The organism is Pelodictyon phaeoclathratiforme BU-1 (genome assembly GCF_000020645.1).
Taxonomy (GTDB): domain Bacteria; phylum Bacteroidota; class Chlorobiia; order Chlorobiales; family Chlorobiaceae; genus Chlorobium; species Chlorobium phaeoclathratiforme.
In genome coordinates this window covers 2,704,376-2,719,734 of record NC_011060.1, presented here as the reverse complement: position 1 = coordinate 2,719,734, position 15,359 = coordinate 2,704,376, and the positions used below count along the sequence as shown (strand labels likewise).

Below are 15,359 nucleotides of genomic sequence, written 5' to 3'. Positions count from 1 at the left end.
GATCTGAAGCTACTTGAAAAGTTGCACCCATTATTCTAAAGTAACAAACATCCCAGTTCATTTGTTTGCTGTGGATTTTACGAATATCTTGTCCTTATGTAATGTGTTGCTTAAGAGATACAAGGCATCATCACCTTCTACCCACAGAAAATGTTCCACACAAGCGCCATCAAACGGATCAGTTCACTCGAAGACAATGGATGAGCACACTTTCGCCCGGTATACCCGGCACACTTTCCCCGGAATACTCAATCACTCTTCGTTCACGCATGATCAATCATCTTTCTCATGAAGTTGATGGCACCTTATACGGCATGAATAAAACCAGATACTCCGATTATGACCCTGAAAGTAACAGCAGAAAAGGCAATTGCGGCCTATGGTGGGCGTGAGCTCTGGCAGAACGCAAAACGGGTTGAGGTCGAGATGAGCGCTTCCGGACTTGCGTTTACCCTGAAAGGGCGACCGTTTTTCCATCATGCCAAAATGGTTCTCGATGCTCACCGGCCATTTACCTCTTTGACCCCGATCGGGCGCAACCCTGCTGTCAGGGGAGTTCTTGATGGTCTCGATGTCCGTCTGGAGGATGAACAGGGCAAGGTCATTGCAGATCGCCGGAATGCTCGGGATTATTTCAAAATCGGCAGAAGGCTCTTCTGGTGGGATGACCTTGATATGAGCTATTTCGCCAACTACGCGTCATGGAATTATTTTACTCTTCCGGCTTTGCTGATGAGTGAGGAGATCCTCTGGAAGGAGCTTGAGCCGGGATTTCTGGAGGCACAGTTCCCGGACGCGATTCCCACACACAGCCGGGTGCAGCAGTTCAGGTTTGACCTCCAGACCGGCCTCCTGATTCAGCACGATTATACGGCACAAATCATTAGCCCGCTTGCTATCGCATCCAATGTTGTGTTGCAGCACGCAAAAAACAGTACAGGACTTGTTTATCCGTCAATAAGGCGGGTAACCCCGAAGGGGCCGAAGGGTAAGCCGTTTGGCGCTCCGGTTTTGATTCGTCTCGATATTCACGATTACCGGGTGATCATCTCTCATTGATAAGTCGTTCAATCTGGTTGACCATGTAAAAGGGGATGTTGACCAGCCGTCAGGTTTGGCAGTAAATCTACCACTTTAATTCAATTTTTGTATTAATATGTGCCATCTTAATACAAGATGCTGCGTTATTTCGCCAAAAGGCAGGTGAAAGAGCGGTTTCCCCTTACCCTTGTTCTGTGATGATGCTGCAAGGAGTTTTCTTTTCGAATTGCTACTTTGTACTCAAGAGGGGAGGCTGTTGCAGGAGCTGTTGTAACCCGTTAACGCGTCAGCAAAACAGAGAGCCATGGCAATTCTGGCAATAGATCAGGGCACCACAGGCACCACCTGTGCACTCTATGAGCGTGAGGGTCAACTCATAGTGAAGACGTACCGTGAGTTAACCCAGTTCTACCCCCAGGCGGGGTGGGTGGAGCACGATCCAGAAGAGATCTGGCAGAGTGTTGTGCAGTGCGTCAGGGAGCTGAGGGCGCACGCTGCACAGCCTATCACCGCCATCGGTATCACCAACCAGCGCGAAACCACCATTCTTTGGGACAAAAACACGGGCAACCCGGTGCATCATGCCATTGTCTGGCAATGCCGACGGACGAGCGAGCTGTGCCAGCGGTATGCTGCGCAACGAGAGCTGATCACCGCCAAAACCGGTCTTCCACTCGATGCCTATTTCAGCGCCACCAAAATCCGCTGGATTCTTGACCACTATGCTGATCTGAATCCCGAAACCCTTCTTTTCGGTACCGTTGACAGTTGGCTGCTCTGGAAACTGACCAACGGAGCGGTACATGCTACCGATTTCACCAATGCCTCCCGAACGCTGCTGTTCAATATCAGGGAGAAGCGGTGGGATGATGAGCTGCTCGATATTTTTGCCATCCCGAAATCCTTGCTGCCGGAAGTGAGAAACTCCATGGATGATTTCGGCAGGGTAACGGCCCTGAAGGAGCTTGACGGTCTACCGATTGCCGCAATTGCCGGCGATCAGCAGTCTGCACTTTTCGGGCAATGCTGTTTTGAGCCGGGGAGCGTCAAGAATACCTATGGTACCGGCTGCTTCATGGTGATGAACACAGGTGACACCTTTATTCAGTCACAGCATGGTCTGCTCACAACGCTTGCTCTCAATGCCGCAGGCAAACCCTGTTACGCGCTTGAGGGATCGGTTTTTATTGGCGGAGCGGTGATTCAGTGGCTGCGCGACGGGTTGCAGCTTATTCATCATGCCGCCGAATCTGAAGCGATGGCACGGGAGGTCGGGAGCAATGGAGGGGTCTCTATGGTTCCAGCCTTTGTCGGTCTTGGTGCACCGCACTGGAATATGGAGGCGCGGGGCACTCTTGTCGGGCTGACGCGAGGGACAAACAGAAACCATATTGTTCGTGCAGCGCTTGAATCGATTGCCTTGCAGTCATGCGATGTTTTCAGGGCGATGGTTGCTGATACCGGAATCTTTCCGAAAGCGCTCATGGTTGACGGGGGAGCGGTGAGTAACGCTTTTCTGATGCAGTTTCAGGCTGATCTGCTTGATATCCCGGTTCTGGTACCACAGAATATTGAATCGACCTCTCTCGGGGCCGCCTTCCTTGCCGGATTGCAGACCGGCATATGGCAGTCAGGCGCGGAGCTGCAAGCATTGCAGCAGGTAGAACGCAGATATATGCCCACAATGAAGCCCGAGGCAAGAGAGCTGCTCCTTATGGAGTGGCAGAAAGCGCTTCGCCAGACGATCACGACATAATGCAACAATATTGACCATTGAATGATTATGACACATTCCATCGAACAAGGTGTCGGAAGCGGTAAAACGGTAACCTGCCCGATATGCGGGGAGCTGTTTACCTGTGCGCTTTCGTCAACATGCTGGTGTGCCAGCAGGAAGGTTCCGGCAGAAGTGACAGAGTATCTTGCCGGTCGTTACGAAACATGTGTTTGCAGCGCCTGCCTCGATCGTCTTATTGAGCAGGCCGGTTCGGGCGAAAGCCCCTGATCTTCTGACAGGCTTGAAACTCAATGTGAATTCAGTTGATATGCAGTCACTGATCATGTACATTAGGTCATTGAAACTGTAACAGCAAAACATGTGCCATGAAAAAGGAAACAATCACGATACTCGGGTGCGGCTGGCTCGGGCTGCCGCTTGCACAAGCGCTCGTTAAAGAGGGCTATTCGGTCAAGGGATCGACCACGAGGGAGGAGAAGCTTGAAGCCCTTCATGATGCAGGCGTTGAGCCCTGGCTTGTACGGCTTGACCCGGAGGTGAACGGCGACGATATTGTTGCTTTTCTGCAAAGTGATACCCTTATTGTTAACATCCCCCCTCTGCGGCGCGACGATATTGTTGAGTACCATATTGAGCAGTTTTCCTCACTGATCGATGCACTTGGTCAGTCACCGGTGCGTTCTGTGCTGCTGGTCAGCTCCACGTCGGTTTATCCGGCTCTCAACCGGGAGGTTACCGAAGAGGATGCTGTTGATCCTGAATCTCTTGCCGGTCAGGCGCTGCTCCTTGTCGAGGAGATGCTGATGCAGGAGAGCGCTTTTCAGACAACGGTACTGCGTTTTGGCGGTCTTATCGGTTATGACCGTAATCCGGCAAAGTATCTTGCCACTATGGCAGAGATTGCGCATCCCGATCAGCCCATGAACCTCATTCATCGTGACGATTGCATCAGGATCATCACGGAAATCATTCGTTTGAAACAGTGGGGCGAGGTCTTCAACGCTTGCAGCCCGCTTCATCCCCTGAGAAAGGAGTACTACGGCAGGGCGGCTGAAATTGCCGGGTTACCAGCAATTCCCCTTTCCCAATCCGTCGAAACAGCACCCTATAAAGTGGTGAACAGTGAGAAGCTGATCAGTGCATTGCACTATCATTTTCTCTATCCCGACCCGGTTGTGCAATTGGGATAAAAAAATGGCTGCCTGCCAATAAATCTCTTGCACCCGCTCGAAATTGAGCGTTTCGAGCTCCTCACGGAAACAGAGGTCAGTATCGTTAGTGCACTGGCCGAATCCGCGCCGGGTGCCTTACGGCAGGAGTATCCTTGCTGTGGTATGGAACAGATCGCTATGGTGATTGGGCTGTGGAGTGAAAAGGCTCTTCTCAGACGCTCCATTCGTGTACAGGAATGCTAAAGGCTCTTTATTCAAACAGCGTTAAAATCATTGACGGTTATTGAATTATTTTTTTAGATTCGGTTGAACTGTTCTTTTTTTACTGATGAAGCAGGATACCCCATTACAAGGGGTTTAATAGGGAATCACGTGAAAATCGTGAGCTGACGCGCAACTGTAAAGCCGATCACGTGTTGTGCAGCGTTATACCACTGTTCCGTTTGATGCGGAATGGGAAGGTGCTGCACAACCGGCAAGCCAGGAGACCTGTCCCGCTTCTTTTCTTGTAACATGCTTTCGCGGACCAGAGCATTTATGAGCGATTACAGCTTCAGGCTCTTCTTCCTGCAGGCTCTTATCCCTCTTACTATTCTTTTCCCCGCGTAAGCATACAAAACGGTTGGTCAATACACCACAGACGTATGCTTACAAACACACTTGGTTATCCTCGTATCGGCGCCTCCAGAGGCATGATCTTTATGTTCGGCGCATTTCCTGAACGCTACGCCCTGCTCGGGTGGCAGCTCTCTTTTTGCGTTCAGATGGCGCTCAGCCGCTGACAGGGAAAACGTTTTTATTAATCAGCAATAAGATAGTTACCATGGATGCCACTGTTTTTCAGGAAATGATCAAGCGTGACGGACGTAAAGTGCCGTTCGATGCTGAAAAGATTGTATATGCTGTTTTTCGTGCATTGCGGGCCGTTGGAAAGGCTGATCGTACGAAAGCTGCGGGCATTGCCAGGGATGCCATCAGGGAGCTTGAGAGCGCGATGAATGGCAATGTTCCTTCGGTTGAAGAGATGCAGGATATGGTGGAAAAAACCCTTTTTCTGCATCGGGAGTTCGATGCGGCTAAAGCCTATATCATCTACCGGCACCAGCATCAGTATATGCGAGATGCGAAAGAGATGTTCAGCAATATTGACGTTGTCGACAGCTATCTCGATATCGAAGACTGGAGGGTGAGGGAGAGCGCCAACTCCTCCTGGTCGTTGCAGGGGCTCAATCAGCATATCTCGACTATTGTCAGTGCCCAGTACTGGCTGAATCGCATTTACCCTCCAGAGATCAGCGATGCGCATACCTCAGGGCTCATGCATATCCACGATCTGGGGTTCCTGAGTGTCTATTGCGTCGGCTGGGATCTTGAGGATCTTCTGATCAGCGGTTTTATGGGCGTTGAGGGGCACGCGGCAAGCAAGCCGGCAAGGCACCTGCGCTCGGCGCTCGGCCAGATCGTCAACTTTTTCTATACCATGCAGGGGGAGGCCGCCGGCGCGCAGGCGTTTTCGAACTTCGATACCCTGCTTGCCCCCTTCATCAGATACGACCGACTCGATTATGACGGGGTGAGGCAGTGTCTGCAGGAGTTCTTTTTCAATATGAACGTGCCGACCAGGGTTGGGTTTCAGACTCCCTTTACCAATCTGACCCTCGATCTCAGGGTGCCTGCAATGCTGAAAGACAGGGCTGTCATTATAGGCGGCAAGCTGATGGATTGCACATACGACGATTTTCAGCACGAGATGGATCTGTTCAATCGCGCCTATGCCGATGTGATGCTCGAAGGCGATGCGAACGGCGCTGTTTTTTCCTTTCCCATCCCGACCTATAACATCACGAAGGATTTCGACTGGGAGAACCCGCTCTATGACGGGATATGGAAAATGACGGCGCGTTACGGAATTCCCTACTTTTCTAACTTCGTGAACTCGTCGATGAACCCTGATGATGTGCGCAGCATGTGCTGCCGACTCCGGCTCGACAAGCGCGAACTGCAGAAAAAGGGCGGGGGTCTGTTCGGGTCGAACCCTTTGACCGGTTCTGTCGGTGTCGTGACCATGAACCTGCCGAGAATCGGTTACGAGTCGAAAGGGGAGGCTGAGTTGTTCGAACGGCTTTCGCATACAATGGAACTGGCCAAAAGCAGTCTTGAAATCAAACGGAAAGTTGTCGAGCGTCTTACCGAGGAGGGACTCTATCCCTACTCCCGTTTTTATCTGCGCAATCTCCGCCAGAAAAACGGCCGCTACTGGGACAATCACTTTTCGACCATCGGTATCACCGGCATGAACGAGTGCTGCCTGAACTTTCTCGGTTGCACGATAGCCGAGCCAGAGGGTCGCCGATTCGCCCTTCAGGTGATGGATTTCATGCGGGAAAAACTGGCGGTTTTCCAGGAGGAGAGCGGCACTATCTACAATCTCGAAGCCACTCCAGCCGAAAGTACAGCTTATCGTCTTGCACGCATCGATAAATCCCGTTACCCGGATATCGTTACGGCCAACGAATCTGCTGTGAAGAACGGCGCGGAGCCTTATTATACCAATTCGACGCAACTGCCGGTCGGTTATACTGACGATCTTTTCGAAGCGCTCAGGCTTCAGGATGAGTTGCAGTCGCGTTATACGGGAGGAACGGTATTCCATGCCTTTATCGGCGAACGCGAGCTTCCCCCCGAGGGTGTCAAGCGTTTTGTGAAGAGGGTGACCGATAATTTTACCTTGCCCTACATAACGCTCTCCCCGACATTCAGTATCTGTCCGACACACGGATATCTGTTCGGCGAGCATGAATGCTGTCCCAAATGTGCAGTATCGGGCATCGAGCGACGTTGCACCGTCTATACGCGAATTGTCGGTTATCTCAGGCCTGTCCGCCAGTGGAATCCGGGAAAACAGAGCGAGTTTTTCGATAGAAAGCTGTTTGCTGTGGGGATGGTCGAGGAAGAGTCGCTGTGTGCAGAGGAGGGTCATTGATGCAAAAACATCCGTTTAAAAGCGAGGGAGTGAGACAGGAACTTCCCGTAGGAGGCTATATCCCCCAGAGTTTTATCGATTATCCCGGGCTTATAGCTGCGGTGATTTTTACCGTTGGATGCAATTTCCGCTGTCCCTACTGCCACAATCCTGAACTGGTCGATCCGGTGAGAAGCGGCGGGAACCATCAGATTCCGTTTCATGACGTGGTCCGGCTTGTCGAACGTAATCGCTCCTGCCTTGATGCGGTTGTTGTGACCGGGGGAGAACCGGCCATGCATGAGTCCCTTCCGGAATCGCTCCGGACGTTCAGGAAGCTCGGTCTGCTTGTCAAGCTTGATACCAACGGCTCCTATCCGGATATGATCGACCTGCTTCTCCGGGAGCGGCTCGTTGACTGTGTCGCTCTCGATATCAAGGCGCCGTTACAGTCCCGGCGCTATGAGGAGGTTATCGGGATTCCCTGTTCCGGCGCGATGATGAAGTGTATTGAGCGCTCATGCTCGCTTCTTCTGAGTTCCGGTATCGATGTGGTTTTCCGGAGTACCCTTCTGAAGGGGATTCATGCTTCTGAAGATGTTGATGCTATGGCGGCTGTGTCGGGAAACCGTCTTGTTCTTCAGCGATTCAGGCCGGACAGAACGCTCAGGCCACTTGCGGCAGGGGTATTCAGCGATGGAGAGCTTCATGCTCTGGCTTCCCGTTTCAACTGCGTGATCTGCAGTTTCGGCTTATGACGCTGAAACAGCGCGCGCGTTTTTGATTGGTATGGCTCTGGAGCCCGGAAGCCTATGCCATGCACATGACCGTTGCTGCTGCCGTTACGGCTGTTTTTTTTTGCAATGCCGATAAAAAAAGGGAACTTGATCTGTTGCGGTTGCCGCATTGACCATTCATTATATCGATGAGAGCCCTGTTATGACTGATATATCGCCACAAACGAAGAAAGAGACGAGCGACAAAACGAAACAAGCCGAAAGCCTTTTCAAGTCATTTATGAAAGAGCAAGGGCTGCGTTGTACAACGGAACGCATTGCCGTATTGCGAGAACTCTATCAATCAAATACTCATCTTGACGCCGACGAGATTTTTATCAGCCTTAAAAAGAAGCAGGTAGGCATTTCGCGCGCCACCGTCTATCATACCCTTAACCTGCTGTTTAAATTTAATCTGGTTTCCAAAATTGATCTTGGCCACAAGCACGCCCATTATGAAAAATCCTATGGGGCGACCAACCATCTGCATATCATCTGTGAAAAATGCGGCAATATTGTTGAGGTTTCAGACTGTGGAGTCTCCGAACTGCTCGAAAAGGTGTGCAGGGAAAATGGCTTTGAGCTGGGCAGCTTCACTCTCCAGGTTTTCGGAAAATGTGTTGGCGACTGTGTTGAAGAGAGCCTGAAACAGAAGTGATCAGAGGAGGAATCCTGATTTTTTTTATGCGGCACGCAGATAGGTAGGGATAACCAAGCACGATGCCGATTTCATGAGGCGTTGTCCCCGATTCAAACCTTTAAATTAAAAAAGATTATTTATAATCGATCTAAATAAGTCGAAAAACTGTTTCCTGATAACTCCAATCATCTGTTTATGAACCTCTTTTTGAAATCCACGGCTTTTATCTGCATTGCTCTTCTTTCTTCTTCCTCTCTTTTTGCTGTCGAAGAGAGCGGTCAAGGTACCGCTCTTGTCAAAGGGCTCTCTTTTTCCGGTCTGCTGGAGGTAGAAGGCGCATATCAGGATGCTGACGGGGAGAGCTCATCGGATCTTTCTCTTGCGACAATCGAGTTGGGGGTTGAGGCAAAGGCGACGGACTGGCTGAGTGCCCGCACCACTCTTCTCTACGAACAGCATGGCGATGATCGTATTCTTGTTGATGAGGCCAGCATGAAAATGAAGCGCGATGACTCTCCTTTTTTTGTAAAGGCGGGTCGTTTTACGCAGTCGTTTGGAAATTTTGCCACAGGGATGATTTCGGATCCGACAACGCTCGAGTTGGGCGAGACCAAACATCACGCATCGCTGCAGACAGGGTATGAAGGAGGGGGTGTCTCGGCTTCGCTCACTCTCTTTAAGGGCGATCTGCAAAAAGCGGGGAAGGATGAAATCAATACTTTTGTCGGGGCTCTTGCCATTGCCGGCGAGGCAAGCGAGCGGTTTGCATATGAAATCGGTGGTTCGTACTGCAGCAATATGGGGGATACCGATACGCTCCAGGATGATTTTGAGATGGCTCACTTTACAACGGCTGATTATGTAGGCGGCTATAGTCTATTCAGTCGTTTCCGGTTTGGCAGTGTTGAGGTCAGGAGTGAATATCTCGCTGCCGCAAAGCGCTTTGTCGATGGGGAGCGGTTGGGATTAAAGCCTGCGACATATAATGTTGAGGCAGGCTATGATCTTGCCGAATCCCTCCATCTTGCCTTGCGCTATGCCGGAGCTGAAGATTTTAATGTTGAAAAGCAGTATGGAGCAACACTTGCCTGTGATCTCTCTGAAAAAGCGACACTGGCTCTCGAATACCTTCACAACAGCAATGATGACGGGAGCAACAGCGATGCTGTGACGGTTCAGCTTGCTATGGGCTTTTGAAATACACGATAACATAATCACAGGGAGTGAGATGATGGTTCCGTTAGGTTTTTTGAATGGGCTTTTATCCGGGTGAGGTGGTAGAGGTGTTGCGTCTGCTCAAACCAAAACGACCTTTTTTCGATGACTTTGCACATGCCTGGTTTCTTTCATGAAGAGTACGTTATCCTGCCCGGATCCGTATATGTCAATTCGGGCAGGATTTTATTTTTCGCTACAGGATAAATTCCAGATCATATCCTTCGCTTTCCACGATAAACGTATCGAACTTCCGAAGAAAAGCGGCGGTTTTAACCGGATCAATCAATCGCAGCCAGGCCACGCCAACCGGTTGATTTTGCCATCCGAGCAGGATGGTCTCTTTTTTTTGGGGATCGATGCCCTCGCTGCACCTTCTGATAATGCGCAGCAGGGCGCTGAGTGCGCTGTGATGCAGAAAGGCCTCGTCCCAACTGTCAAGCCCGTTTCCCGATTCAGAGATGAAATGCAGCTCATTCATAGCCTCTACGATGCCGTAATGGAAAATCGCCGCATAGTCGTGCGCATCAAGCTCAATTGTGCTGTAAATTGTGTACGCTTTGTCCTGAAGCCGTACCCGGTTTATTCGTCCGGTACGGTAAATCGAGAGGTCGCGGTGTTCCGCATTGTTGTCGTCAATAAGGATGTATTGAACATTCATGGCTGATCCTTGAGGGTAGAGAACCTTTAATCCAGTGCCCGGGTTTTCTCTTTTTTATGGAATTGTGATAAAGTAGCTATCTTTAAGGATTATTTTTTCGCTGTTATATTTTGCCGTGTGCGTATCAGGAGATGATGAAACGGGGTATTCACAACAATTTTACCGATAGAGACAAGAATGGAAGGAAACTTTTCGAATAGAGTACAGGATGTCATCCGCCTCAGCCGGGAGGAAGCTCTCCGGTTGGGTCATGACTATATTGGTACTGAGCATCTTCTCCTTGGCCTCATCAAGGAGGGAGAGGGTATCGGTGCCAGAATATTAAAAAATCTCAAGATAGACCTTTTTGGCCTCAAACTGAAAATAGAGGAAAGCACCCATCAACGGGTTGCCGAGGCGCAGATGGGCAATGTTCCCCTGACCAAGCAGGCTGAGAAGGTGCTGAAAATCACCTATCTCGAAGCAAAAATCTGCAAGTCGAATGTTATCGGCACCGAGCATCTGCTGCTCTCGATCATGAAAGGGGATGATAATATCGCCGCCCAGATTCTCGAACAGTTTGGTGTGACCTATGACCTTGTCCGCGATGAACTCCTGAGCATCACCAGCAGCAGGAGTGAGTCGGAAGAGCCCCCTATGGAGGGTTCCTATTCGTCAGGAGGAACTGAACGCCCCTCCAAAAGGCCGGAACAGAGAAAAGGCGAGAGAACCAAGACTCCCGTACTCGATAATTTTGGCCGTGACCTTACCCGTCTTGCCCTTGATGACAAGCTTGACCCGATCATCGGTCGTGAAAAGGAGATTGAGCGTGTTGCCCAGGTGTTGAGCCGCCGTAAAAAGAACAATCCGGTACTTATTGGAGAACCAGGCGTAGGCAAAACGGCTATTGCCGAAGGTCTTGCCCTCAAGATTGTACAGCGCAAGGTATCGAGGGTTCTCTACGACAAGAGGGTAGTTGCCCTCGATCTGGCAGCTCTTGTTGCCGGCACCAAATACCGGGGTCAGTTCGAGGAGCGTATGAAAGCGCTTATGAACGAGCTGGAGCGGTCGCGTGATGTGATTCTCTTTATCGATGAGTTGCACACCATTGTTGGTGCCGGGGGCGCTTCCGGTTCCCTTGACGCAAGCAATATTTTCAAACCGGCGCTTGCCCGCGGTGAATTGCAGTGTATTGGAGCAACCACGCTTGACGAATACCGTCAGTTTATAGAAAAAGATGGCGCCCTTGACCGGAGATTCCAGAAAATCATGGTTGAGCCCACCTCGGTTGACGAGACCATCCAGATCCTCAACAACATCAAGTCGAAGTATGAGGTTCATCACCATGTCAACTATTCGGGAGACTCCATCGAGAAGGCGGTCAAGCTTTCCGAGCGCTATATTACCGACCGTTTCTTGCCCGACAAGGCCATTGATGTCATGGATGAGGCTGGCGCAAGGGTGCATTTGAGCAACATCCATGTGCCTGCGGAGATTCTTGAACTTGAAAAATCCATTGAGGAGATCAAGGCGGAGAAGAACCAGGTCGTGAAAATGCAGAATTTTGAGGAAGCAGCGCGGCTGCGTGATAAGGAGAAACACCTGATTGATGCCCTTGACCTGGCCAAACAGGAGTGGGAGGACAGGGCAGCCGAAAGCGTTTATGATGTCACCGAGGCTGATATTACCTCTGTGATTGCCATGATGACCGGTATTCCGGTGGCAAGGGTTGCACAGTCGGAATCCAAAAAGCTGCTCTCCATGGAGGCCGATCTTACAAAAGAGGTTATTGGTCAGGACGAGGCTATCAAAAAGATCACCAAGGCGATACAGCGTACACGTGCAGGGTTGAAAGATCCCTCACGTCCGATCGGCTCCTTTATTTTTCTTGGTCCTACCGGTGTCGGCAAGACGGAGCTTGCCAAAGCGCTCACCCGTTATATGTTCGACACCGAAGATGCACTGATTCGCGCCGACATGAGCGAGTATATGGAAAAATTCTCCGTCAGTCGTCTTGTTGGAGCGCCTCCGGGCTATGTTGGCTATGAAGAGGGCGGTCAACTGACCGAAAAAGTGCGCCGCAAGCCCTACTCGGTTGTGCTTATTGATGAGATTGAAAAAGCGCATCCTGATGTCTTCAACATCTTGCTCCAGGTGCTTGATGAAGGGGTTTTGACAGACGGCATGGGAAGAAAGGTCGATTTCCGCAACACCGTCATCATCATGACCTCGAATATCGGAGCCAAAGACATCAAGAGTTTCGGAGCAGGATCCGGCATGGGCTTTACCGCGCCTGATGATGCAACCGGAAATTACAAGGCGATGAAATCAACCATTGAGGATGCTCTCAAACGGGTTTTCAACCCCGAGTTTCTCAATCGTATTGATGACATTATTGTCTTTCATCCGCTTGAAAAACAGCATATTTTCAAAATCATCGACATTACTGCCGGCAAGCTCTTCAAAAGGCTGCATGACATGGGTATCGAGGTTGAAATTGATGAAAAAGCCAAGGAGTTCCTTGTCGATAAAGGCTATGACCAGAAATATGGCGCCCGTCCTCTGAAAAGGGCTCTGCAGAAGTATGTCGAAGATCCCCTTGCCGAAGAGATGCTCAAAGGGCGATTTATCGAAGGAAGCGTCATCCGTATTGCTCTCGATGAAACGGAGAATGTCCTCACCTTTCTTGATGGGGCGGTTCCGGTCAATGAAGGAGAAGGGCTGGCGAAAAAGGAGTAAATCATCTCTTTTTTCAGTCGGTTTTATTCTCTTGCCCGGGAACACTGCTTGAATAAGGGTAGTGTTCCCAAAGGGAAAAGCAGACCAGACCTGGATGGGTTATAATTTCAAAAATCAACGGTTTGGTAGATGAATTTCAGCTTTCATGAACTCGCCGAAGATGAGCTGATATCAACGGTAGAATATGACGAAGAAGTATGATGTGGGAAGAATTAGAGATAATAAAAAAGAGATATCTTGAAATGGGATTATCAGAGGCCATTGATTATGAAAAGTTTTCAATGATTTCGATTGTGTATAATTCCACCAAAATTGAAGGCTGTTCATTAACTGAGAATGATACTAAATTATTGTTGGAGAATGATATTACAGCAAAAGGAAAACCATTGACTGACCACATGATGGTTAAAGACCATTATGCAGCATTTATGTTTCTTAAAGAGATTTCAAAGCAGAAACAAAAGATAAGTATTGATTTGATAAAACAAGTTGCGGGACTTGTCATGAAACATACTGGTGGATTGGTCAATACAATGTCAGGGACATTTGATACTTCATTGGGAGATTTTCGAAAGGCTCAAGTCTATGTAGACAGAAAATATTTTCCTGATTTTTCCAAGGTTGAAAATTTGTTGCTTAAACTTATTGACAATGTTAACCAAAGACTCTATAAAGTTTCTGATAATGAGATTTTAAAGCTATCTGCTGATATTCATTATAATTTGGTTAATATTCATCCTTTTGGGGACGGAAATGGGCGGACATCAAGATTAATGATGAATTACATACAAATGTATCATCAAGAGCCTTTAATTAAAATTTTTACAGAGGATAGAGCTGAATATATTGACGCATTAAATAAAACCGAAGAGCTTGAGGATATTTCAATATTCAGGGATTTTATTTGTAGTCAACAGATTAAGTTCTATAAGTCCGAGATAAAAAAGTTTAAGCAAAAGGATAAAGGATTTTCTTTGCTGTTTTAGACAACCCGTTACCCTGTGCTTTTTTGCAAAACAACGAGAGTAACGGGGAATTTGCTTTTACGCTTGCGGAGCAGGCGGATGATCTTTCACTGCAAGAAGTGAGCGCTGCAGGAGCTCTTCAGGAAGTGCGTAATCACTCAGTTTTCCGGACATGAAAGCGTCATAACCCTGCAGATCCATCAATCCATGACCCGACCAGTTCATGAGAATAACCTTCTCCTTTCCTTCCTCGGTTGCTTTTTTGGCTTCGCGGATGGTCTGGGCTATAGCATGTGCTGTTTCCGGAGCAGGTATGAACCCCTCAGTATGGGCGAAAAGCATGGCTGCCTCATAACATTCAGTCTGGCCAAGGGAGGTCGCCTCAATTAATCCAAGCTGCTTGACATGGCTGACCAGCGGGGCCATGCCGTGATAGCGTAACCCCCCGGCATGAATCGCTGGAGGAATAAAGCCGTGGCCGAGGCTGTGCATCGCCAGCAGCGGTGTCATTTGAGCCTCATCGCCGTTATCGTAAACATAGGGGCCTCTGGTGAGCGTCGGGCAGGCTTCAGGCTCTGTTGCAATCACCTGAACCTCACGGCCATGAATCTTGTCACAAATAAACGGAAAGCTTATTCCGGCAAAGTTTGAGCCTCCGCCGGCACAACCGATGACGATATCGGGATAAAGCCCCACCTTGTCGAGCTGTTTGCGGGCCTCAAGGCCGATAATGGTCTGGTGCAGCATCACGTGGTTTAAAACGCTGCCAAGTGCATAACGCGTGTCATCATGCTCGACAGCCTGCTCGATAGCTTCGCTGATGGCAATGGCAAGGCTTCCCGGTGTATCGGGCATGGCGGCAAGAATCCTGCGTCCAACAGCAGTCTCTGTGCTGGGGCTTGCAATACAGTCGGCTCCCCAGGTTTTCATCATGATTTTGCGGAACGGCTTCTGATCGAAGCTGATACGTACCATAAAGACCTTGCAGTCGATACCGACAAGCTTGCAGCTCATGGCAAGTGCGCTTCCCCACTGACCCGCGCCGGTTTCCGTGATGAGATGCTTGATGCCAAATTCCTTGTTGTACCAGGCCTGTGCCACGGCGGTATTGGGTTTGTGACTCCCTGCCGGAGAGACCCCTTCGTTTTTGTAAAAAATCTTTGCCGGAGTTTTTAATGCGGCCTCAAGTCGGTGGGCCCGGTAGAGTGGAGAGGGACGCCAGATTTTCAGGATAGCCTGAATCTCCTGCGGAATATCGATCCACCGTTCCGTGCTCATCTCCTGCTCAATAAGGTTCATCGGAAAAACCTTTGCAAGGGCGTCAGGGCCTATCGGATTCCCATCCGGCCCCAAAGGTGGCGGCAGCGGAACAGGCAGGTCAGCCTGAATATTGTACCATTGGCGAGGCATCTCATCCTCGTTCAGCAGGATCTTCGTGAATTCCGAACTCATGATTGTTCTGGTTTGTTGT

At 49.7% G+C, this 15,359-nt stretch carries 13 protein-coding genes and 1 riboswitch; of the genes, 11 read left to right on the top strand and 2 right to left on the bottom strand.

Features of this window, described 5'->3' with window-relative positions:
* The first annotated feature begins 339 nt into the window (after window positions 1-339).
* The 9 genes from PPHA_RS12935 (at window position 340) to PPHA_RS12895 (ending at window position 9,526) form a co-directional block, all read left to right on the top strand.
* Entirely contained in the window at window positions 340-1,059 is a 720-nt protein-coding gene (locus PPHA_RS12935; RefSeq protein ID WP_012509261.1) for a hypothetical protein, read from the top strand.
* A gap of 286 nt (window positions 1,060-1,345) precedes the next feature.
* Window positions 1,346-2,797: a glycerol kinase GlpK gene (glpK, locus tag PPHA_RS12930; protein WP_012509260.1), complete on the top strand. Its 1,452-nt coding sequence runs from the start codon at window positions 1,346-1,348 to the stop codon at window positions 2,795-2,797.
* A 27-nt stretch (window positions 2,798-2,824) separates the two neighbouring features.
* Window positions 2,825-3,046, top strand: coding sequence for a cysteine-rich CWC family protein (locus PPHA_RS12925; protein ID WP_041526907.1), 222 nt, complete (start codon window positions 2,825-2,827; stop codon window positions 3,044-3,046).
* A 98-nt stretch (window positions 3,047-3,144) separates the two neighbouring features.
* Complete coding sequence (locus tag PPHA_RS12920; protein ID WP_012509258.1) at window positions 3,145-3,969, top strand: SDR family oxidoreductase; 825 nt, start codon at window positions 3,145-3,147, stop codon at window positions 3,967-3,969.
* A 301-nt stretch (window positions 3,970-4,270) separates the two neighbouring features.
* Window positions 4,271-4,462, top strand: a riboswitch (cobalamin riboswitch).
* Between the two features lie 133 nt (window positions 4,463-4,595).
* Window positions 4,596-4,733, top strand: a complete 138-nt coding sequence (locus tag PPHA_RS16045; RefSeq protein WP_012509257.1) for a hypothetical protein — start codon at window positions 4,596-4,598, stop codon at window positions 4,731-4,733.
* A 41-nt stretch (window positions 4,734-4,774) separates the two neighbouring features.
* The gene (locus tag PPHA_RS12910) at window positions 4,775-6,934 is read left to right on the top strand and encodes a ribonucleoside triphosphate reductase (RefSeq protein WP_012509256.1); all 2,160 of its coding nucleotides are present in this window, start codon (window positions 4,775-4,777) and stop codon (window positions 6,932-6,934) included.
* Entirely contained in the window at window positions 6,934-7,671 is a 738-nt protein-coding gene (locus tag PPHA_RS12905) for an anaerobic ribonucleoside-triphosphate reductase activating protein (RefSeq protein ID WP_012509255.1), read from the top strand. The genes PPHA_RS12910 and PPHA_RS12905 overlap by 1 nt, the downstream gene beginning before the upstream one ends.
* Window positions 7,672-7,852: 181 nt before the next feature.
* Window positions 7,853-8,347, top strand: a complete 495-nt coding sequence (locus PPHA_RS12900) for a Fur family transcriptional regulator (RefSeq protein WP_012509254.1) — start codon at window positions 7,853-7,855, stop codon at window positions 8,345-8,347.
* 177 nt (window positions 8,348-8,524) lie between these two features.
* Window positions 8,525-9,526 carry an LbtU family siderophore porin gene (locus PPHA_RS12895; RefSeq protein ID WP_012509253.1) on the top strand — a complete coding sequence of 334 codons (1,002 nt, stop codon included), beginning with the start codon at window positions 8,525-8,527 and terminating at the stop codon, window positions 9,524-9,526.
* A 214-nt stretch (window positions 9,527-9,740) separates the two neighbouring features.
* On the opposite strand, the gene PPHA_RS12890 is transcribed toward PPHA_RS12895, so the two are convergent.
* Window positions 9,741-10,205: a hypothetical protein gene (locus PPHA_RS12890; protein ID WP_012509252.1), complete on the bottom strand. Its 465-nt coding sequence runs from the start codon at window positions 10,203-10,205 to the stop codon at window positions 9,741-9,743.
* A gap of 177 nt (window positions 10,206-10,382) precedes the next feature.
* On the opposite strand from PPHA_RS12890, the gene PPHA_RS12885 reads away from it, so the two are divergent.
* Together PPHA_RS12885 and PPHA_RS12880 are read left to right on the top strand one after the other, a co-directional pair.
* Window positions 10,383-12,923 (top strand): ATP-dependent Clp protease ATP-binding subunit, encoded by a 2,541-nt coding sequence (locus PPHA_RS12885; protein ID WP_012509251.1) that lies wholly within the window; start codon window positions 10,383-10,385, stop codon window positions 12,921-12,923.
* A gap of 197 nt (window positions 12,924-13,120) precedes the next feature.
* Window positions 13,121-13,909: a Fic family protein gene (locus tag PPHA_RS12880; protein ID WP_223293928.1), complete on the top strand. Its 789-nt coding sequence runs from the start codon at window positions 13,121-13,123 to the stop codon at window positions 13,907-13,909.
* A gap of 57 nt (window positions 13,910-13,966) precedes the next feature.
* On the opposite strand, the gene PPHA_RS12875 is transcribed toward PPHA_RS12880, so the two are convergent.
* Window positions 13,967-15,340, bottom strand: a complete 1,374-nt coding sequence (locus tag PPHA_RS12875) for a TrpB-like pyridoxal phosphate-dependent enzyme (protein WP_012509249.1) — start codon at window positions 15,338-15,340, stop codon at window positions 13,967-13,969.
* Between the last annotated feature and the right edge of the window lie 19 nt (window positions 15,341-15,359).

Coding starts and splice junctions, on each gene's coding strand:
- PPHA_RS12935 (WP_012509261.1), top strand. CDS start 340: ATGACCCTGAAAGTAACAGCAGAAAAGGCAATTGCGGCCTATGGTGGG.
- glpK (WP_012509260.1), top strand. CDS start 1,346: ATGGCAATTCTGGCAATAGATCAGGGCACCACAGGCACCACCTGTGCA.
- PPHA_RS12925 (WP_041526907.1), top strand. CDS start 2,825: ATGACACATTCCATCGAACAAGGTGTCGGAAGCGGTAAAACGGTAACC.
- PPHA_RS12920 (WP_012509258.1), top strand. CDS start 3,145: ATGAAAAAGGAAACAATCACGATACTCGGGTGCGGCTGGCTCGGGCTG.
- PPHA_RS16045 (WP_012509257.1), top strand. CDS start 4,596: ATGCTTACAAACACACTTGGTTATCCTCGTATCGGCGCCTCCAGAGGC.
- PPHA_RS12910 (WP_012509256.1), top strand. CDS start 4,775: ATGGATGCCACTGTTTTTCAGGAAATGATCAAGCGTGACGGACGTAAA.
- PPHA_RS12905 (WP_012509255.1), top strand. CDS start 6,934: ATGCAAAAACATCCGTTTAAAAGCGAGGGAGTGAGACAGGAACTTCCC.
- PPHA_RS12900 (WP_012509254.1), top strand. CDS start 7,853: ATGACTGATATATCGCCACAAACGAAGAAAGAGACGAGCGACAAAACG.
- PPHA_RS12895 (WP_012509253.1), top strand. CDS start 8,525: ATGAACCTCTTTTTGAAATCCACGGCTTTTATCTGCATTGCTCTTCTT.
- PPHA_RS12890 (WP_012509252.1), bottom strand. CDS start 10,205: ATGAATGTTCAATACATCCTTATTGACGACAACAATGCGGAACACCGC.
- PPHA_RS12885 (WP_012509251.1), top strand. CDS start 10,383: ATGGAAGGAAACTTTTCGAATAGAGTACAGGATGTCATCCGCCTCAGC.
- PPHA_RS12880 (WP_223293928.1), top strand. CDS start 13,121: ATGATGTGGGAAGAATTAGAGATAATAAAAAAGAGATATCTTGAAATG.
- PPHA_RS12875 (WP_012509249.1), bottom strand. CDS start 15,340: ATGAGTTCGGAATTCACGAAGATCCTGCTGAACGAGGATGAGATGCCT.